Origin of the sequence: Campylobacter sp. CFSAN122748 (assembly GCF_045277125.1) — a bacterium.
Lineage (GTDB): Bacteria > Campylobacterota > Campylobacteria > Campylobacterales > Campylobacteraceae > Campylobacter_D > Campylobacter_D jejuni.
In genome coordinates, this window is sequence record NZ_CP116953.1 from 596,107 (window position 1) to 616,974 (window position 20,868).

General features: G+C 29.9%; 16 protein-coding genes and 1 pseudogene. 13 read left to right on the forward strand and 4 right to left on the reverse strand.

The window, feature by feature from the left end:
- The first annotated feature begins 8 nt into the window (after positions 1 to 8).
- The 4 genes from OT390_RS03195 (at position 9) to OT390_RS03210 (ending at position 5,747) form a co-directional block, all read left to right on the forward strand.
- Complete coding sequence (locus OT390_RS03195) at positions 9 to 1,199, forward strand: M20 family metallopeptidase (RefSeq protein WP_002859964.1); 1,191 nt, start codon at positions 9 to 11, stop codon at positions 1,197 to 1,199.
- A gap of 78 nt (positions 1,200 to 1,277) precedes the next feature.
- Positions 1,278 to 2,450, forward strand: coding sequence for an efflux RND transporter periplasmic adaptor subunit (locus tag OT390_RS03200; RefSeq protein WP_002859965.1), 1,173 nt, complete (start codon positions 1,278 to 1,280; stop codon positions 2,448 to 2,450).
- The gene (locus tag OT390_RS03205; RefSeq protein WP_002867709.1) at positions 2,450 to 4,375 is read left to right on the forward strand and encodes an ABC transporter permease; all 1,926 of its coding nucleotides are present in this window, start codon (positions 2,450 to 2,452) and stop codon (positions 4,373 to 4,375) included. The genes OT390_RS03200 and OT390_RS03205 overlap by 1 nt, the downstream gene beginning before the upstream one ends.
- Position 4,376: 1 nt before the next feature.
- Positions 4,377 to 5,747 carry a TolC family protein gene (locus OT390_RS03210; RefSeq protein ID WP_002852248.1) on the forward strand — a complete coding sequence of 457 codons (1,371 nt, stop codon included), beginning with the start codon at positions 4,377 to 4,379 and terminating at the stop codon, positions 5,745 to 5,747.
- 2 nt (positions 5,748 to 5,749) lie between these two features.
- Here the strand turns inward: OT390_RS03210 and OT390_RS03215 are convergent, their stop codons facing one another.
- The 4 genes from OT390_RS03215 to ctf are packed head-to-tail and all read right to left on the reverse strand — an operon-like array spanning position 5,750 to position 9,848.
- Entirely contained in the window at positions 5,750 to 6,928 is a 1,179-nt protein-coding gene (locus tag OT390_RS03215; RefSeq protein ID WP_002858547.1) for an SGNH/GDSL hydrolase family protein, read from the reverse strand.
- A complete protein-coding gene (locus OT390_RS03220; RefSeq protein WP_002875373.1) occupies positions 6,915 to 7,925 on the reverse strand; it encodes a GDSL-type esterase/lipase family protein in 1,011 nt (336 codons plus the stop codon). The genes OT390_RS03215 and OT390_RS03220 overlap by 14 nt, the downstream gene beginning before the upstream one ends.
- Positions 7,926 to 9,302, reverse strand: coding sequence for an MBOAT family protein (locus tag OT390_RS03225; RefSeq protein WP_002909525.1), 1,377 nt, complete (start codon positions 9,300 to 9,302; stop codon positions 7,926 to 7,928). It lies immediately after the preceding gene.
- A gap of 42 nt (positions 9,303 to 9,344) precedes the next feature.
- Positions 9,345 to 9,848, reverse strand: a complete 504-nt coding sequence (ctf, locus tag OT390_RS03230) for a non-heme ferritin (RefSeq protein ID WP_002825034.1) — start codon at positions 9,846 to 9,848, stop codon at positions 9,345 to 9,347.
- Between the two features lie 180 nt (positions 9,849 to 10,028).
- On the opposite strand from ctf, the gene OT390_RS03235 reads away from it, so the two are divergent.
- The 9 genes and pseudogenes from OT390_RS03235 (at position 10,029) to hypF (ending at position 20,825) form a co-directional block, all read left to right on the forward strand.
- Positions 10,029 to 11,024: a substrate-binding domain-containing protein gene (locus OT390_RS03235; RefSeq protein ID WP_394535928.1), complete on the forward strand. Its 996-nt coding sequence runs from the start codon at positions 10,029 to 10,031 to the stop codon at positions 11,022 to 11,024.
- Positions 11,025 to 11,033: 9 nt separating this feature from the next.
- Positions 11,034 to 11,948, forward strand: coding sequence for a phosphate ABC transporter permease subunit PstC (pstC, locus tag OT390_RS03240; RefSeq protein ID WP_002798972.1), 915 nt, complete (start codon positions 11,034 to 11,036; stop codon positions 11,946 to 11,948).
- Positions 11,945 to 13,033 carry a phosphate ABC transporter permease PstA gene (gene pstA, locus OT390_RS03245; RefSeq protein WP_002864528.1) on the forward strand — a complete coding sequence of 363 codons (1,089 nt, stop codon included), beginning with the start codon at positions 11,945 to 11,947 and terminating at the stop codon, positions 13,031 to 13,033. The genes pstC and pstA overlap by 4 nt, the downstream gene beginning before the upstream one ends.
- A complete protein-coding gene (gene pstB / locus OT390_RS03250; protein WP_002776307.1) occupies positions 13,030 to 13,770 on the forward strand; it encodes a phosphate ABC transporter ATP-binding protein PstB in 741 nt (246 codons plus the stop codon). Before pstA ends, pstB begins: the two co-directional genes overlap by 4 nt.
- 61 nt (positions 13,771 to 13,831) lie before the next feature.
- Positions 13,832 to 15,065: pseudogene (locus OT390_RS03255) on the forward strand (DUF2920 family protein).
- Between the two features lie 88 nt (positions 15,066 to 15,153).
- Positions 15,154 to 16,470: an MATE family efflux transporter gene (locus OT390_RS03260; RefSeq protein WP_032584688.1), complete on the forward strand. Its 1,317-nt coding sequence runs from the start codon at positions 15,154 to 15,156 to the stop codon at positions 16,468 to 16,470.
- Complete coding sequence (locus OT390_RS03265; protein ID WP_002902945.1) at positions 16,446 to 17,093, forward strand: M48 family metallopeptidase; 648 nt, start codon at positions 16,446 to 16,448, stop codon at positions 17,091 to 17,093. The genes OT390_RS03260 and OT390_RS03265 overlap by 25 nt, the downstream gene beginning before the upstream one ends.
- 41 nt (positions 17,094 to 17,134) lie before the next feature.
- On the forward strand, positions 17,135 to 18,655 hold the full coding sequence (locus OT390_RS03270; protein WP_032581159.1) for a hypothetical protein: 1,521 nt from the start codon (positions 17,135 to 17,137) through the stop codon (positions 18,653 to 18,655).
- Positions 18,636 to 20,825 (forward strand): carbamoyltransferase HypF, encoded by a 2,190-nt coding sequence (gene hypF / locus OT390_RS03275; protein ID WP_394535927.1) that lies wholly within the window; start codon positions 18,636 to 18,638, stop codon positions 20,823 to 20,825. The genes OT390_RS03270 and hypF overlap by 20 nt, the downstream gene beginning before the upstream one ends.
- Positions 20,826 to 20,868 lie beyond the last annotated feature (43 nt).

A 20,868-nucleotide genomic window follows, 5' to 3' on the forward strand; every position in this document is an offset into this window, starting at 1 on the left:
GGAAAAGAATGCAAAAGCTGGTTGAAAATTTAGCACTAAAGTACTATGATAAAGTAGTTGATTTAAGACATCAAATTCATATGCATCCTGAGCTTGAATTTGAAGAAGAAAATACAGCCCATTTAGTGTGTAAAATTTTAGATGAGTTTGGCATTAAATATCAAAAAAATATTGCAAAAACAGGAATTTTAGCTATTATAGAAGGAAAAAAGAAGAGTCAGAAAAAACCAAAATGTGTTCTTTTAAGAGCGGATATGGATGCTTTGCCTGTGCAAGAAAAAACTAATCTAAGTTATGCTTCAAAAATTGATGGTAAGATGCACGCATGTGGACATGATGGACATACAGCAGGACTTTTGGGAGCTGCTTTGATATTAAATGAGCTTAAAGATGAATTTTGTGGCACGATTAAGTTTATGTTTCAGCCCGCAGAAGAGGGAAGCGGTGGAGCTAAACCTATGATAGAATCAGGTGTATTGGAAAATCCTTATGTTGATGCGGTTTTTGGTTGTCATTTATGGGGGTCTTTGCTTGAAAATACTGTTCAAATTGTAAGTGGCGAAATGATGGCTGGAACGGATATTTTTGATTTGGAATTTATTGGCAGAGGAGGACATGGAGCTCATCCGCATACTTGTATAGATCCTATAATTATGGCAACGCAATTTGTAAATAATATACAAAGTGTTGTTTCTAGGCGTTTAGCCCCTTATGAAGCAGGGGTGATTACCGTAGGTCAAATTTGTGCAGGAACTACTTATAATGTTATTCCTGCAAATGCTTATTTAAAAGGAACCGTGCGTTTTTTAAATGATAAAACACAAGATATTTTAAAAAGTTCTCTAGAAGAAGTGGCTGCTGCTACAGCAAAATCTAATGGTGGAGATTATAAGCTTAAATATACTAAAGAATTTCCTCCATTGATTAATGATGAAAAAGCTGTTTTAATAGCAAGAAAAGCTTTTGCAAAGGTCTTAGGAGAAGAAAATATCATTGTTTCTTCTAAACCTGACATGGGGGCTGAAGATTTTGCTTTTTTAACACGAGAAAGAATGGGAGCTTATGTATTTGTTGGAATTTCAAAGGATTTAAATCATCCAGCTTTGCACCATAGTTCTACTTTTTGTTGGGATGATGAAAATTTAAAAGTTTTAATGCAGGGTGATGTGATGATGGCTTTAGAATTTTTAAATTTATAAAATAGAATTAAAAATTCACAAAAAATTCACAAAAAATGAGTAAAATTTAATCTTGATTTTTCTTTAGGATTTGTTATTATGAAAAAGAAGATTGTTTTAATCATTTTAATTGCAATACTTGGAAGTGTTGGGGCTTATTTTATTTTTTTTAATAATGATGAAAAAATCAGCTATTTAACTCAAAAAATACAAAAAAAAGATATATCTCAAACCATAGAGGCAGTAGGAAAGGTATATGCCAAAGATCAAGTCGATGTAGGTGCTCAAGTTAGCGGACAAATTATAAAACTTTATGTTGATGTGGGAACTCATGTAAAGCAAGGTGATTTGATCGCTCAAATTGACAAAGATAAACAACAAAACGATTTAGATATTACAAAAGCTCAGCTTGAAAGCGCTAAGGCTAATTTAGAGAGTAAAAAAGTTGCCCTTGAGATTGCGAATAAGCAATATCAAAGAGAGCAAAAACTTTATGCAGCTAAAGCAAGTTCTCTTGAAAATTTAGAAACTCAAAAAAATAATTATTATACTTTAAAAGCCAATGTTGCAGAGCTTAATGCTCAAGTAGTTCAGCTTGAAATCACTCTTAAAAATGCACAAAAAGATTTAGGTTATACAACCATTACTGCTCCTATGGATGGTGTTGTGATTAATGTAGCTGTAGATGAAGGACAAACAGTTAATGCTAATCAAAACACTCCTACTATAGTCCGTATAGCTAATTTAGACGAAATGGAAGTAAGAATGGAAATAGCAGAGGCTGATGTGAGTAAGATAAAAGTAGGAACAGAGCTTGATTTTTCTTTGCTTAATGATCCTCAAAAAACTTATCATGCTAAGATTGCAAGTATAGATCCAGCTGATACTGAAGTGAGTGATTCTAGTACAAGCTCAAGCTCATCAAGTTCGAGTTCTTCAAGCTCAAGCTCATCAAATGCTATTTATTATTACGCAAAATTTTATGTAGCCAATAAAGATGATTTTTTGCGTATTGGTATGAGTATACAAAATGAAATTGTCGTAGCGAGTGCAAAGGCTGTTTTAGCAGTGCCAACTTATGCAATTAAAAGCGATCCAAAAGGCTATTATGTTGAAATTTTGGAAAATCAAAAAGCTGTTAAAAAATATGTCAAACTTGGCATTAAAGATTCTATCAATACTCAAATTTTAGAAGGTGTAAATGAAAATGAAGAATTGATAGTAAGCTCAAGTGCTGATGGTTTAGCTCCTAAAATGAAGTTGAGATTTTAATGATTTTTCTTAAAAATATTTGCAAAAATATAGGCGAAAATGCCATTTTAAAAAATGTAAGTTTAAGTATAGAAAAAGGTGAATTTGTTGCTATTATAGGACAAAGTGGAAGTGGTAAAACTTCACTTTTGAATATCATAGGAACATTAGATACACCAAGTAGTGGAACTTATGTTTTTGATGAGTATGAAGTCACTAAACTTAATAATGATGAAAAAGCAAGATTAAGGCGTGAAAAAATAGGCTTTATATTTCAAAGATACAATCTTTTAAGCTTGCTGAGTGCTAAAGAAAATGTTTCTTTACCTGCAGTTTATGCGGGAAAAAATTTACAAGAAAGAAGTCAAAATGCTAAAAAACTCTTAAATGATTTAGAATTAGCTCACAAGTTAGATTCTAAGCCAAACGAATTAAGCGGAGGGCAGCAACAACGCGTTTCTATAGCAAGAGCTTTAATCAATGGCGGAGAGCTTATTTTGGCTGATGAGCCAACGGGAGCTTTGGATAGTAAAAGCGGTATTATGGTGCTTGAAATTTTACAAAAACTTAACGAGCAAGGTCATACTATAGTCTTAGTAACTCACGATCCAAAAATTGCAGCACAAGCTAAAAGGGTTATAGAGATTAAAGATGGAGAAATTTTAAGCGATACTAAAAAGGAAAAAGCTCAAGAAAAACTTATTTTAAAAACAATGCCCAAAGAGAAAAAAACACTTACTTTGCTTAAAAATCAAGCCTTTGAATGTTTTAAGATAGCTTATTCTTCCATACTTGCACACAAACTTCGTTCTATTTTAACTATGCTTGGAATCATCATAGGTATTGCTTCTGTAGTTTGTGTTGTAGCTTTAGGATTAGGCTCTCAAGCTAAAGTGCTTGAGTCTATTGCAAGACTTGGGACAAATACTATTGAAATTCGCCCTGGAAAAGGATTTGGGGATTTGCGTTCGGGTAAAACAAGGCTTAATTTTAGTGATTTAGAAACGCTAAGATCTTTAGAATATTTAGAAGCAGTTGATGCTCATTCAAATACTTCAGGAGTGGCAACTTATACCAATATTTCTTTAAGCGCAAGAGCTGAAGGAGTAGGGATAAATAATTTTGCTATAGAAGGTTTAAGGATAGATGCGGGAAGAATTTTAAATAATGATGATGTAAAAAATAGTACCAATGTTGCTGTATTGGATTTTAATGCTAAAAAAAATCTTTTTCCTGATGAAAAAAGTGAAAATATTTTAGGTCGTGTGGTGCTTTTTAATTCTCAACCTTTTAAGATTATAGGAGTTTTGCAAAAAGATACAGACAAGCCTATAGAAGATAATGTAGTACGTCTTTATATACCCTATACAACACTGATGAATAAGCTTACAGGAGATAGAAATTTGCGTGAAATCATAGTTAAGGTTAAAGATGATGTGAGTTCAACTTTGGCTGAAAATGCTATTATAAGAATTTTAGAAATTAAACGCGGACAAAAGGATTTTTTTACTTTTAATTCTGACACTTTTAAGCAAGCTATTACAGCAAATAAACGCACTACAACCATACTTACCGCTTGTGTGGCTGTGATTGCTTTGATTGTTGGGGGTATAGGAGTGATGAATATCATGCTTGTTTCTGTAAGTGAAAGAACAAGAGAAATAGGCATACGCATGGCTATAGGGGCTAGAAGAGAAGATATTATGATACAGTTTTTAATCGAAGCGGTTATGATTTGTACTATAGGGGCGATTTTAGGTGTGATTTTATCGATTTTTGTTATTTTTGCTTTTAATACTTTAAGTACGGATTTTCCTATGATTTTAAATGCCTATTCTGTGCTTTTGGGACTTTTAAGTTCTATGTTTATCGGTGTGGTTTTTGGTTTTTTCCCTGCAAGAAATGCAGCAAATTTAAATCCTATTAGTGCATTATCAAAGGAATAAAATGAAAATAATACTTAGCATTTTTTTAGCATTTTTCTTGAGCGCTTGTGGTGTAAAACTTAGCTTGCCTAAAGAAGTTGATTTAACTCAAGAACAAATGAAAGATTTAAATCTTACTTATGATTGGTATAGATCTTATGATAATGCAAAATTAAATGAATTTCTAAATTTTGTTTTATTGAATAATAGTGATATTAATATTGCTAGAAAAACTTTGCTTTCGGCTTTGGCTAGAGCTGATTTGATTGATTATGATTTATATCCGACTTTAAGTGGAAATTTGGGTTTTGGTGCGGATAAAGATTTAAATTCAGGCAAACAAAGTAAAAATTTCAATAATTCTTTAAATTTAAGCTATGAGCTTGATATTTATGGCAAATTAAGAGATAGTGCAAGTGCGAGTGAATTTAGTGCAAAAGCAAGTGCTTATGATCTTGAAAATTTAAAAATAAGTATGATCAATACAGCTTTAAATGATGTGTTTGAGCTGGCTTATTTTAACGATGTAGATAAATTGCTTCGAGCTTATCTTTCAAATTTAGAACAAATGAAAGAGCTTTATAACTATAAATACAAGCTTGGAAAAATAGAAGAATTAGATCTTTTAAACATAGAACAAAGCTTATTAAGAGCTAAACAAAATTTATTAAGCAATGATCAAAATCGTAATTTACTCATAAAAAATTTACAAGATTTATTGGCAAGGCAAGAAGGTTTTGCTTACATAGAGTATTTTAAAACTTTATCTTTAAATGATTTTAAAACCTTAAGTCCTGATTTTAATATACCTTTAAAAGCTTTAGCGTACCGTGCAGATGTGAGATCTAAACTCAATAGCTTAAAATCAGCCTTTAAGGATTATTCTTCCATGCAAAAATCTATTTTGCCTAGTATTTCTTTAGGTGGAGCATTAAGCGGAAGTGATAAAAAAATCGATGATAGTTTTAAATTTGAAATTTTAAGTGGCAATGTTAAGATTTCTTTACCTTTCTTAGATTATGGTAGAGTAAAGCAAAATATCAAAATTTCACAATTTACTTATGAGCAACTTTTAATTTCTTATGAGCAAGCCTTGCAAAGTGCGATGAATGAATTTGCATTGAATTATAAAGATTATCAAAGCGACACCTTGCTTTTGCAAAATTTGCAAAATATTAACATTAAACAAGAGCTTATCACTAAGGCGTATTATGAAAAATATATTTTAGGAAAAAGTGAATTAAAAGATTATTTGGATGCAAACAATACTTTAAATTCTACCCAGCAAGAATTTTTAAGAGCTAGATTTAATCTTTTAAAAACCATTAATTCTTACTATCAAATCACAGCTTTAAGTTTTAATGATGAAAACTTAGAATTTCCTAAGTATTAAATTTAATAATCAATGATATTTTTTAAATCCTCGAGTAACTTTTTAGCCATCAGCTCATAGCCTTTTATAGTAAGATGTACATCATTGAGCGAAAGCTTTTGTTCTATCCATTTGTTTTTTCCCCCACTATCTTGCATAAACTGATGCATATCAAAAATAAGAGTTTTTTCTTCTTTAGCAACTTCATATAATGCTTTGCGTATGGTAAAAAAATCAGGAGCAAGCTTGTAGTTTTTACCTTGTTTTTGAACTACAGTTGGTGGAGAGATTAGCATGATAACAGCGTTTTTATTGTAAGTTTTTAAAATACTAATCCATTTTTTTAAATTATTTTTGAATTTTTGTTTTTCAAACCCTTTAAAGAGTGCATCATTAGAACCATAGGCAAGAATAATTAAATCATTGTGTAAAAGTCCTAGTTCTTTTTTTACAACTGTTTGATTCCAAGAGAGCCATAAATCACTTTTGGCACCATTGATTGCAATGGTATCTAAGAAAACATTATTATCTTTATTTGTGATGAAATATCCTCCTAGCTCAGCATCTTTTTGTAAGGCTGAAATTTGCAAAGGAAGATCAAGTTCTAGTTCTTTATAAGACCATTTGTTAATTTGTGTAGTTCTTAACTCATAGCTTTGGTTTTTTGCATCTTTGATGCTAAAAGCATTGGTATTTTGTTTGGCTTTAAATAAAAATCCTATCTTGAATTTTTTTTTATCTAAGGTTGTATCAAGGTTGATTTTTGCGCCTTTGATTTTTGCTTTGGCTATTATCCCACCTAATGGAAAATTATGTCCAGCATTAGCAGGATTTCTTGAGTTTAAAATTTCAAAGTTTTTATAAGAATAAACAAGATTAAGATTTTGTTGATATTTGGGCTGTAAAGGATAGGCAAAACCTATAGAGTTAGAGCGGATTAAATATCCTCTTATGACACGCGGAAAGAAATCAGCCGCCATATGAGAATCTCCATAAATTCTAATTCCTATGTTTTGATTTTTTTCTAATTTTTTTTCTAGATTTTTAAGATCTTTTTTTAATACATAACTTGTTAAAGCAGAGTGATTTTTGTTTTGATTGAGTATGGAATCTATTGTGTCATTTGTATTTAAATTTTGTGCATAAGAGCTAGTAAAAATAATAAAAAACAATAAGATAATTTTAAATTTATTTACTAGCATTTTCTTCCTTAAGTTTTATGTGTTCTAATAAAAGTTTAGACATTTCTCTTGCACCACTTGGAGTAAAATGAACCCCATCATCTGTTCTTACTTTTATACTTCTATTGTTTTCATCTTTTATATAAGCTGAGTATTCATCATTGACACTAAAAAATAGCTTAGTGTTGATAAAAATTTCTTTATTTTTAAGAATTTCATCGCTGTAAATTTTATTGAGCACTTGTATTTTTTTGTTCAAATCTTCTTTTTTTACAGGAGGGATTTCAAACCAAAAAACTTTGGCTTTATGTTTTTTAGCGATTTTAATGATTTCATCTACACGACTTGTGTAAATATCTATCCAAGAAGGGGAGCCAAAACGATGGTAATTTCCTCCTTTTTTAATATCCCAAGGATCATTAGCGCCAAGAAGAACAACAAGATATTTAATATTTGAGTTTTTAATAAAAGCTTCATTGGTGGCTTTTGACCAGTCAAAATAGGATTTATAAGAAAGGCCTGTATTTTGTTTACTAAGATCGGTTACCTTAAGATTTAAATTTCTTAAATCTCTATTTAAGGCTATTGCAACACCTTGCATTAAAGAATCTCCGATAAATAAAAACTCATCTCCATTTTGTAGCTCTAATTTGGTATTGTCGATAAAACTAATATTTGCATCTTGGATTAAGGTTAGATTTGTTTCTTTATGAGAAGTGTTTTCATCATTTTCTAAAGTGTTTAGAACTTTATCTATTTTACTTAAGTTTTCATCTGTTGATTTACTTTCTTGATTTGTAGTTTCTTCATTGGTTTGAGGCAAGGGTTCGTTGCTTAAAATTGCACGAATTTGTTCTAATTTAATTTTGAAGCCATTGGCTTCTTTTAAAAGATCATTATGAGGATAGAATGCAAAATGATATTTTTGTTCTATATAAGAGCTAATGCTCTGATTCATAACTACAACAACCAAGCCAAGCACTATAATCAAAATGAAGAAAAATCTAACTACACTCATCTAAAAACTCGAATAAATAAAATCAGGAATTCCATCTGGCATAAAAGCAAAAACCAAAAGTAAAATAAAAGCTATAATAAAAGGTTTTAGCAAAAATGGAGTAAGATTTAAAATCTTAATGCAATATTCTTTAAAATTAATAAATAAAGGATAGATCATAAAAAGAACCCCAAAAGCAACCAACATATAGATATCGTTATAAGATGGAATTTGGAAGAAATTATAATAACAAGCTTTAAAATATTCTATTGCATCTTCTAGATTTTTGCTATAGTAAAAGAAAATCCAAGTAAAACATACAAATTGAAAGGTTAAAAATCTTCCTAAAGCTGGAATTTTTTGTAAACTAAATTTGCTTAAAGCTAGCAAATGTATAAAAACTATGCCAATACCATGCAATAAACCCCAAACAATAAAAGCAAGTGTATTGCCATGCCACATACCTGAAAGTATAAAAGCGATGAGTATGTTAACTATAGTGCGTGGCATTCCTTTTCTATTGCCTCCTAAAGGTATATAGATATAATCTCTTATAAAGGTTGAAAGACTGATATGCCATCTAGCCCAAAAATCTTTTAGGTTTTTTGCAAGATAAGGCATGTTAAAGTTAGGCGGAAGGGTAAAACCTAACATTAAAGCAAAAGCACAAACTAAATCAACATATCCGCTAAAATCGCAGTATATTTGAATTGCATAGGCGTAAATTGCGCTTAAAAGTTGTATGAAATTATAAGATTGTGGAAAGTCTAAAATACTTTTAGCATAAATTCCAAGGTAATTGGCTATTAAAACTTTTTTAACTATACCAAAAACAAGCAAGATGATGATTAAATTTGCATGTTTAAATTCGCGTTTTTGATAGGCCTGTTCAAAGAAAAAAGAACTTCGCATAATAGGCCCTGAAAGTAGTGTTGGAAAAAATGATAAGAAGGTTGCTAAATTTAAAAAACTTTCTAAACGGCGTTTTTGATAAACTTCCACAAGATAAGTGATAGAAGTAAAGGTATAAAAACTAATTCCTATTGGTAATACTAAATCAATATTTAAAAATTCTAAACCGAAAAAATTTAATATCTCATCAACACTTCCTTTGATGCTAGGAAAGTATTTAAAAAAACATAAATTTAAAATAATAAAAGCTATACAAGTAGCGAAAATATAACGCTTGCGACGCACAAAAATTAGCAAGGCGAAATAGTGTATAAAAAAGGTATATATAAATAAAACTAAGGCGAAATAAGGATTGATTAAAATATAAATAATATAAGAGAAAATTAAAATTAAAATATTTTGTATTTTATAATCATTTTTAAAAGTCCAATAAATAGCAAAAAAAGCTATCATTAAAATACTAAATTCTAGAGAAAAATAAGTCATACCTTCAATCCAAAGCGAGATTTGCCCATAGTAGGGCAAAGATTATTTTTTTCTACTTAATGCAATATTTTTGATGTATTGATCAGCTAAATAAAGTCCATTTCCGTGTTCTCCGATTAATTTAATCTTGTCAACTATACCGCGGAAAAGTGCTTCTTCTTCGTGTTGTTCGCTTACATACCATTGTAAGAAATTAAAAGTAGAATAGTCTTTATGTGTTAGCATGTGTTCAACTAAAGTATTGATTGACTTTGTGATAAATTGCTCATGTTCATAGGTTTTTTCAAAAACATCAAGTAAAGATTTGAAATTTTGTTCAGGCTGTTTTACTTCTTGAAGCTCTACATGAGAATCTGTTTCATTAAGATAAGTGATAAGCTTTTTAGCATGATCGCTTTCTTCGCTTGCATGTGCAAACAAGAAGGCTCCAGCTCCATCAAGACTGTTTTCATAACACCAAGAACTCATACTAAGATATAAGTTTGCTGCATACATTTCTTTGTTTATTTGTTCATTGAGTAATTTTATAACTTCTTTAGAAAGCATTCTTATCTCCTTATTAAAATTTAAAATGTTTTGTAATGATATATTATTTTTTTAAAAACAAGCTAAATTTTTTGATAGTTAAAAATTATATTTAAGAAAAATACAAAATAAAAAATGTTTCCAAAATGTTTCCAAGTTTTTTTAAACTTCCATTACTTTTTTTAAAGTTAAGGAGAAAAAATGAAAAAAATTCTATCTTTAAGTGTGGCAAATCTTGCACTTTGTGGTGCTTTAAGTGCAGCAGATTTAAAAATCGCAGGTTCATCGACTGTGTATCCTTTTACTTCTTTTGTAGCTGAAGAATATGCTTCGATCAAAAATACAAAAACTCCTATAGTAGAGAGCTTGGGAACAGGGGGTGGATTTAAGGTATTTTGTGAAGGAACTACTGATATTTCTAATGCTTCAAGACCTATGAAATTAAGCGAATTTGAAACTTGCAAAAAAGCAGGGGTAACTGATATAGTAGGGATGATGATAGGTTATGATGGTATAGTTTTAGCTCAAAATAAAACCAATGCTCCATTAAATATCACAAAAAAAGAACTTTTCTTAGCATTGGCAAAAGAAATTCCACAAAATGGAAAACTTATACCAAATCCTTATACAAACTGGAATCAAATCAATAAAAATTTACCAAATCGTAAAATTAGTGTTTATGGTCCACCATCAAGTTCAGGAACAAGAGATGCTATAGAAGAGCTTGTAATGAGCGATGTGTCTAAAAAAATTCCTGAGTATAAAGGCGAGTATAAAACCATACGCCAAGATGGTGCTTATATCCCAAGTGGTGAAAATGATAATCTAATCGTTTCCAAACTTACTATTGATAAGGATGCTTTTGGAATTTTTGGTTATAGCTTTTTAGTGAGCAATTCAGACAAAATCAATGCTGCTAATATCGATGGTGTTACGCCAAGCGAAGAAAGTATCGCAGATGAAAAATACGAACTTGCAAGAAGTTTGTTTATTTATATCAATGCTAAGAAAAATCCAAAAGAAGCCTTTGATTTTGCAAAAATTTATATGAGTGATGATTTGGCAAAAAGTGGTGGAGAGCTTGAAAAAATAGGACTTGTTCCTTTAAGTGATGATAAATTAAAAGCTTCTCAAAAACATGTAGAAGATAGAAAAATTTTAAATGATGAGCTTGTAAAAGCTGGAAAAGTTTTTTAAGGAAAAACTTTGTTAAAAGAAAAAATAATCAAATTTGCACTTTTTTTATGTGCTTTTGTAAGCGTGATAGTAAGTTTTGCTATCATGCTTACAATTTTAATTGAAGCTTTAAAATTCTTTCAAAAAGAAAGCGTTATTACCTTTTTATTCTCAAGTCAGTGGGCAGCTGATGCAGCTTTTATGAATGCAGATGGCACGAGCAAACAAGGTGTTTTTGGAGCGCTATCGCTTTTTTGGGGAACTTTTTATATTTCATTGATTGCTATGCTAACGGCTTTACCTTTAGGGGTTATGTGTGCTATATATTTAGGTGTTTTTGCTGGCAAAAAATCTAAAAATTACTTAAAACCTATTTTAGAAATCATTGCAGGGATTCCTACTGTTGTTTTTGGATTTTTTGCGGCTATAGTTGTAGCGCCTTTTATAGTGTGGTTTTTTTCTTTATTTGGCATACAAGCAAGCTTTCAAAGTGCTTTAGGCGCAGGTTTTATCATGGGGATCATGATAGTACCTATAGTGGCTTCGTTATCTCAAGATTGCATTGAAGCAGTAAGCGAGAAAAGGATTAATGGCGCTTATGCTTTAGGTATGACAAAAAAAGAAGTGGTTTTTGCCGTGATTTTACCTGAGGCTATTCCTGGTATAGTTGCAGCTTGTCTTTTAGGACTTTCAAGAGCCTTAGGCGAAACTATGATAGTGGTGATGGCAGCTTCTTTGCGTCCAAATTTAACTTTAAATTTTTTAGAAGATATGACAACGGTAACGGTAAAAATCGTAGAAGCTTTAAGTGGAGATCAAGCTTTTGATAGTTCTTTGGCTTTAAGTGCTTTTTCTTTAGGTTTGGTGCTTTTTGTCATCACTTTAATCATCAATATGTTTAGCGTTTATCTTATCAATCGCTTTCACAAAAGGAAAAATTTATGAAAAAACTTTTTAAAAAAAGACAAAAAGCTTCAAAGTCTTTTAAAAGACTTTGTAAAATGGGGCTTTATATTAATTTAATTTTTCTTTGTATCTTTTTAGGAAGTGTGGCTTATCTTGGATTTCCTGCTTTTAAGCAAACCTATATTTTTGTAGAGGCTAATAGAAATTCTCCTGCTTATGATCTTTTATCTCGTGCTGAGCAAAGAAAGATAAGAACAGGGCAAATCACTGAAAAATCTTGGCTTTTGGCAAATTCAGAAGTAGATCAATATATGAAGCAAAAATATAATCGCCTTAGTGAAAAACAAAGAACTTTAGTCGATGATCTTATGCAAAAAGGCGAGATAGAGCTTAAATTTAATAGCAATTTCTTTTTAAATGGGGACTCAAAATCTCCTGAAAATTCAGGAATTTTATCTTCAGTTGTAGGGACTTTGCTTGTTATGCTTGTTTGTATGGTTGTGAGTGTTCCTATAGGCGTTGCAGCGGCAATTTACTTAGAAGAATTTGCGCCACAAAATATCCTTACACATTTTATAGAAGTGTGTATTAACAACCTTGCAAGTATTCCAAGTATCTTGTTTGGACTTTTAGGACTTGGAGTGTTTATCAATCTTTTTGGAATGCCTCGCTCAAGTGCTTTAGTGGGTGGGCTTACTTTGGCGATCATGAGTTTACCTATTATCATTGTTTCAACTAAGGCAGCTTTAAAAAGTGTGGACATTAACATGAAAAATGCCGCTTATGCCTTAGGTATGACTAAGGTTCAAATGGTAAAAGGCATTATGCTACCTTTAGCTATGCCTATGATTTTAACAGGTTCTATTTTGACTTTAGCAGGGGCTATAGGCGAGACAGCACCTTTGATGATTATCGGTATGATAGCATTTATCCCTGATGTAGCTAGTTCGATTTTTGATTCAACTAGCGTTTTGCCTGCTCAAATTTACTCATGGTCGGCTATGCCAGAGCGTGCATTTTTAGAAAGAACCGCAGCGGGTATTATTGTGCTTTTAGGACTTTTAGTCGTATTAAATCTTAGTGCAATATTATTAAGAAAATATTTTCAAGGAAAATTAAAGTGATAGCAAAAACAACAAATTTAAATTTATTTTATGGAAAAAAACAAGCTTTATTTGATATCAATATGCAAATAGAACAAAACAAAATTACTGCACTCATCGGTGCTTCAGGATGTGGTAAATCCACTTTTTTGCGCTGTTTTAATAGAATGAATGATAAAATTGCAAAAATCGATGGTTTAGTGGAAATTGAAGGAAAAGATGTTAAAAATCAAGATGTAGTAGCCTTGCGTAAAAATGTAGGCATGGTTTTTCAACAACCTAATGTTTTTGTAAAAAGCATTTATGAAAACATCTCTTATGCACCAAAACTTCATGGTATGATTAAAAACAAAGATGAAGAAGAAGCTTTGGTGGTGGATTGCTTGCAAAAAGTGGGGCTTTTTGAAGAGGTTAAAGATAAATTAAAGCAAAATGCCCTAGCTCTTTCAGGCGGACAACAACAACGCCTTTGTATCGCAAGAGCTTTAGCGATCAAACCTAAACTTTTGCTTTTAGATGAGCCAACTTCTGCACTTGATCCTATAAGTTCAGGCGTGATTGAAGAGCTTTTGAAAGAATTAAGCCATAATCTTTCTATGATCATGGTTACGCATAATATGCAACAAGGCAAACGCGTAGCTGATTATACAGCATTTTTTCACCTAGGTGAGCTTATAGAATTTGGAGAAAGCAAGGAATTTTTTGAAAATCCAAAACAAGAAAAAACCAAGGCTTACTTAAGCGGTGCTTTTGGGTGAGATTTATTTTTTGGAAATTTGATGATATAATTAATTAAAAATTTCCAAAAAAAGGTTTAATATGATTATAAACCAAATTTATTCTATAGATTCTTGTGATGATGTAGAATTAAATATCAAAAGGGGAAGTAAATTAGAATTTAGATTGACTTATGATGATAGTAAAGAAATAGAAGCTATTGTTTGTATTATTCCAGGTGGTGCTGAAGATATGAATAGTTATATTTATATTGATGATTATTTGACTAGAAATTATAAAGTTGCTGTTATTAATATTAACTATCATTGTATAGGAAATAGACCTCATTTGGGTTCTAGTTTTTATTTGGATGATATAGATAAATTCATTTTAGATACTAGTTTAAAGGCTATAAATTTAAAATGTATAAATGTTTATGGTATAAATTCTTATGAAAATCTAAATAATGCTTTTATAAGAATAGATCAAGAAATTCAAAAATTAAAATTAAATCAACAATTACATCAAAACTATAAGTTAAAAACACATGTAAGTTTTTTACCATTTAAAAATGAATATCAAAATTTTGGTATAATGCAAGCTATGGATATTTTAAATGCTATTTTTTATATAAAAGAAAATTCTCCATTTAAACTAATGAGGGGGGGGGGGGGGTATTAGAACGATTTTGTTTGGAAATTCATATGGCGGATATTTAGCAAATTTATGTGCAAAAATAGCTCCTTGGAGTATTGATTTTATATTAGATAATTCTTCTTTTGTTAATTTGTTTGGAAATATTTTTAGACTTATAGGTTTTGGAAAAGAAATCGATTTTACTAGATATCATGGAACATATGATGATACTTTATTTAAAAATATATTTTTATATTTAAGTGATAAAACTTATTGGAATAATAATAAATTTTCAAAAAATTATTTTTCAAATGCTAGAAAAATCATAAGAGAACCATTAAACAAAGAACATCTAATAATACAAAGCTTATACCCAAATCCAAAATATATTTTATATCATAGTATTTTTGATGAAAGATCTCCTTTTAAAAATAAGGAAAATTTTGTACATATTTTAAAAGAATTAAATTTTAAAGTAGAATTTTTTGCTATTTCACAAGTTGATAATAAGTTTATTAAAAATTTAAATCATGGAATGGGATTGAGCACAAAATTATTTTTTAAAAAACATTTATTGCAAATATTAAAAGAACCTTTGCAAGATAAAATTTGCAAGAAGGAAGTCTCATATAAATGTGATGAGCTAGTGTATACTTTCAAAGAAGAAAATCATCAAATTATTTTAAATATAACAAATTGAGTATATTAAATGTTTATATTTAAAAAAGTAATTTTTAAGTAGAATTGTTTTTTAAAAAAATATTTAAAAAAAGAGATAAGATAACATCATGGCAAAAAAACAACTCTCTTTAACAAGACTCAGTTTTCCTATATTTTGGGATTTGCTTTCTAAGTATTTAACCGTGATTATCAATACCGCTATGGTGTCGCATTATTCTAATTTTCTTGTTGGTGCTATGGGCGCTGGAAATCAAATTTTAGATCTTTTTATCACTATTTTTTCATTTTTAAGTGTGGGTTGTAGCGTGGTGATCGCACAAGCAATTGGTGCAAAAGATCATGTTTTAGCAAGAAAAGTGATTCATCAAAGTTTGTTCTTAAATGCACTTTTAGGCTTTGTATGCGGTGTGCTTATTTTATGGCATGGGGAGTATTTGCTTTATCTTTTAAAAATTCCACAAGAATTGCTCAAAGATAGCGAAATTTACTTACATATGCTTGCAATTTGTTTGTTTTTTGATGCCATAGGTATTGTTTTAGCTGCTATTGTAAGGGTTTATAATATGGCTTATTGGGTCATGTTTATAGGTTTTTTGATGGATATAGTGGTGATTTGTGGAAATTATTATGTTTTGCATTATACAAAGTCAGAACTTTTTGGAATAGGGCTTAGTAATATTTTTGCTCGCATTGTTGCTATAGTTGCTTTGTTTGCGATACTTTTTTATAAACTTAAAATTCATCTTAAAATCAAAGAAATGATAAAACTTGAAAAAGAAGTTTTAAAAAAGGTTTTAAATATAGGAGGATTTTCAGCAGGGGAAAATCTTTTGTGGATAGTCCAATATACTATAGCTTTTGCTTTTGTAGCAAGCTTAGGTGAGGCGAGTTTGAGTGTGCAAACGATTTATTTTCAAATTTCAATGCTTATCATGCTTATAGGACAAGCTATAAGCATAGCTAATGAAATCATAGTAGGTAAATTAGTCGGTGCTAGGTATGAAAATATCGCTTACAAACATGCTTGGCGTGCTTTATATTTTAGTGTAATAGCGAGTGCTTTAGTGGCGTTTTTAAACTATCTTTGTCAAGATTTTACTATGCAAATTTTAGGGCTTAAAGAAGAGCTAAAAAATTTAATGATACCTTTATTTGCTCTTTCAATCTTTCTTGAAATTTCACGAACTTTTAATATAGTTATGGTTAATTCCTTGCGCGCAAGTGGCGATGCTAAGTTTCCATTTTTTAGCGGACTTGTTTTTATGATGGGGGTATCTTTGCCTGTGGGTTATGTGCTTTGTTTTCATTTTAATCTTGGAATTTTAGGAGTTTGGATAGGATTTTGTGCAGATGAATTTTTGCGTGGAATGGTAAATTCATACAGATGGAAAAGTAAAAAATGGCAAGGCAAAGCTCTAGTTTAAAATCATTTATTTATAAAGATGAGTGCTATTTTTATTCTAAAAAATGCATAAAAACTTTAAGATTAAGGCTAAATGAAAAGGGTGAATTTGTTCTTAGTATTCCTTATTTTTGCACCTTTAAAAGTGTTTATGAGTTTTTAGATAAATCAAGTTCTTGGATAAATGAGGCAAAAACAAGATTTGAAAAAAAAGTTTTAAAAGATGATGAGTTAATCTTTTTAGCTAAAAAATATCAAATTATTTTTGATGAAAATGCCAAAAAAATTTATTTTGATAAAGATAAAATAATTTGTCAAAATAAAGCAAAATTGGATTTATTTTTAAGACAAAATGCTAAAAAGATTTTTACTTTTTATCTTAAAAAATGGAGTAAAAAAACAGGCTTATTTTACACGCATTTAAGCATTAAAAATATGAAAACACGTTGGGGTTCTTGCAATCACAATAAAGCTTATATTAATTTAAATTTAAAACTCATTCAAAAAAGTTTAAGAGCTATTGAATATGTGATTTTGCATGAAATTAGCCATTTAAAATTTCCCAATCATAGCAAAGAATTTTATACTTTTATAGAGCATTTTATGAGTGATTTTAGGCAAAGAGAGAAAGAATTTTTAAGTTAAAAATGTTATATTTATAGTTTATTTTTCAAAAAAGGCATAATATGACTTTGGATTTTGATTTTATTTATAATGCAGATAATGATATTTTTGAATATTTATTGCGTTTTTATGCGAAAAATTACAATTATATCCTTAGTAAAGAAGAAAATACTTATCATTTTTCTATCGATGCAGATGAAGAAAATTTAAAGACTTTTTGCGATTCTTTGAATTTCATGAGTCATAGCGTTTTTTTGAAAAAATTTGATGTAAAAGCGGGGCAGGGTTTTAACCCTTGTATACCAGAAGATAAAGAATTTTCAAGATTTTCTTATATTACTCATTTAAATTCTAATGCTTATCAAGAAAAAAAACTTTTAAACAAAAACGAATGGGGCGTGTTTTGTGAGTGTGAATTTTCAAGCAATTTATCAGAATTTGAAAAAATCAATGAAGAAAATTTCAATACTTTTTTAAATCTTGCCTTTGATTTGTTAAGTCAAGAAAAAAAGATTTATTTGAAAGATAAAAACGGCATTTATGAATTTTCTTTGTTTAAGAACGAATTTATAGGAGATTTTTTACTTCCTTGTGATATTAAAGCTATAAATTCAGTTTTTGTTTGTTCAAATGAAAATTTAAAACTTCTTGCAAGTTTAGAAAAACCTTTGATGAAGCTAAGGCTTAATGCTATGTTTAGAAAAAATCACAATCTTGATTTTAGTGATTTTAAAATCAGACTTGCTAGAGATTTGTTTTGCTTTGCTTTAGGTTTGAAACTTTTTGAAAATGAGTATAAATTTTTAAGCGTAAAAAAGATAGAAGAATATCAAAAAGATTTTTATATCAGTGCTTTAGATGAGCAAGTGGTGGTTTTGGAAGGCTTTGAATTTATCAATGCTAAGGCAAGAGAGCTTATTTTTTCTAAAGAAGATAAAAATATGGCAAGAATTTCTTATCTTGTAAGCCGTTATAAAGAAAAGGTTTTTATTTTAGAGCTAAGTAAGGATTATGAAGATATTTTGCTTATCAATAAAGAGCTTAATTTACTTAAACTTTGCTTACCAAAACACAGCAAAGAACTTTATAAAGAGATTAAAAAAGATGAAATTGGTGCAAGGCTTTTAGAAAATTTTAACAAGGAATTTCCTCTTTTAGATGAAAATTTTGAGCTTCAAAACAATTTTTATTCCTTGCTTGGCTTGCTGGGTAGAGTGCTAAATTTGGGTAGAAATTTACAAGAGAGTGCTAGCGAGCTTTTAAAAATCGCTGATGAGTCAAAAATGCCTCGTGGGGTAAAGATTGATTATCGTTTGAAAGAAGATAAAAGTTTTGATTATACAAGGACTTTAAGATCTGCCATGAGTTTTATGTTAGCAGGTGTAGATAGTGCTAATATCGCTTATGGAGCGGTTGAGAGTTTGGCTTATTTCTTGCGTGATACTTATGATGAATTAAGAGAGAAAAAGCAAAGTGATTTAGCACTTATAAGTGGATCTTTGTTTGAACATAAATCTTTACTTAAAAATACTTTAAAACATCTTAAAAATTGTCAGTTAAGCGATGCGCCACTTAGGGTATAAGATCAAAATTTCAGGTCTAGTTCAAGGGGTGGGTTTTCGCCCCTTAGTTTATGAACTAGCTTTGAAATCAAAGCTTTTTGGAGAGGTAAGAAATGATGGTTTTGGGGTAGAAATTATTCTTGCTTGCACTCAAAAAGAATGTCAAAATTTCATAGAAAATTTAAAAAATCATCTCCCGCCTTTAGCAAGAATAGATCAGCTTATAATCACGCAAATTTCTATTTCAAACTATGAAAATTTTAGCATCACTCCTTCTTTAGAGAATACAAAAAGCACGCCTATGTTAAGTGATTTTGCACTTTGTAAGGAGTGTAAAAAAGAATTTTTTGATGAAAAAAATCCACGCTTTTTATATCCCTTTATCACTTGCACACATTGTGGGCCACGCTTTAGTATTATAAAAAGTCTTCCTTATGATAGAACCCATACTTCCATGCAAGAATTATTGATGTGTGAGTTTTGTAAAAGCGAATACGAAGATCCTAAAAATAGGCGTTTTCATGCCCAGCCCATCAGTTGTCCTAAGTGTAAAATCAATGTTTTTCTTAAAAATCCAAAGGGTGAAATTTTAGCCAAAGATCAAGAAGCTTTTATACAAAGTGCGAAGTTTTTAAAGGAAGGTAAAATTTTAGCCATTAAAGGCATGGGCGGTTTTCATCTCATGTGTGATGCGTTTAATGAAGAAGCTTTAAAAACTCTAAGACTTAGAAAAAATCGCCCCAAAAAACCCTTTGCTTTGATGTGTAAAGATTTACAAAGTGCTAAAGAACTTGCCTTTATAGATGAAAAAGAAGAAGCTTTACTTGGTGGGGTTTTGGCTCCTATTGTGATTTTAAAGGCAAAAAAAGCCTTTTCTTTAATCGCTCCCGATGTAGATAAAATCGGCATTATGCTAGCTTATACGCCTTTACATCTTTTGCTTTTTGAGTATTTTAAAGGAAGCCTTGTAGCAACAAGTGCGAATTTAAGCGGAGAAAGTATCATTAAAGATGAGTTTAATTTGCGTCAAAAACTTGATAAAGTTTTTGATTTTTATTTGGATTATGATAGGGAAATTATCAATGCAAGTGATGATAGCATCGCTCAAGTGGTAAATGGCAAAACTATGTTTTTGCGTACTTCAAGGGGTTTAAATCCCTTTTATTTGGAAAGAAATTTTAATAAAAAAGGCACTTTTTTAGCTTTGGGTGCGGAACTTAAAAATGAATTTGTGATTTTTTATGAAAATAAACTTTTAATTTCTCCTTATATAGGGGATTTGAAAAGTCTTGATGTGCATGAGAGATTTTTTAAACTTTTAGAATTTTTTAAACAAAATTATGATTTGAAATTTGATGCGATTTTGTGCGATAAACACCCGCATTTTAGCTATGCAAAAGAATTTGAAGAAAGGATTAAAATTTCTCATCATTATGCGCATTTTTGTGCGGCTTATTTTGAATACGAAGAAAATTTTGCAAAAGATGAAAAGGCTTTAGCTTTTATTTGTGATGGAACAGGTTATGGCGAAGATGGCAAAATTTGGGGTGGAGAAGTTTTTGTAGGAAATTTAAAAGAATATGAAAGAATTGCACATTTTGAAAATTTCACTCTTATAAATAGTGATATTAAAAATATACAAAATTTAGCCTTAAGTCTTATTTTTCATTATGATTTAGAAGATAAGGCTAAGGAGTTTTTAGCAAAAATTCCAAAAATCAAACTTGAAAATCTTAAAAAAATTTATTCTCATTCTAACTTACAAACAAGTTCTTTAGGACGCATTATCGATGCTTTTGGAAGTATTGTTTTTAACTTAGAAAAAAGTTCTTATGAAGCTCAAGTTGGCTTAATGTGTGAAGCTTTTTATGATAAAAATCTTGATTTTTCTTATAAGCTTTTTGTAGAAAAAGGGCAGGTTAATTTTAAAAATTTAATCCTAGGGGCTTTGCAAGATGAAAAAACTAAGGCGATTACAGGTATGTTTAATGCCTTGGCAAATTTTATCATAGATTTTAGCAAAGATTATGATTTAAAAGTGCTTTTAAGCGGAGGGGTTTTTCAAAACAAAACCTTGCTTGAAATTTTAAAAGCTAAAAATTTTGATTTTTTTATACCTTTAAAGTACCCTTGTAATGATAGCTCCATAGCCTTAGGACAAATGGTGCATTTTTTAAATTTAGAAAAATAAAGCAAATATTCTAAAAACTCATAATTTTTTAATGCTTTTAAGG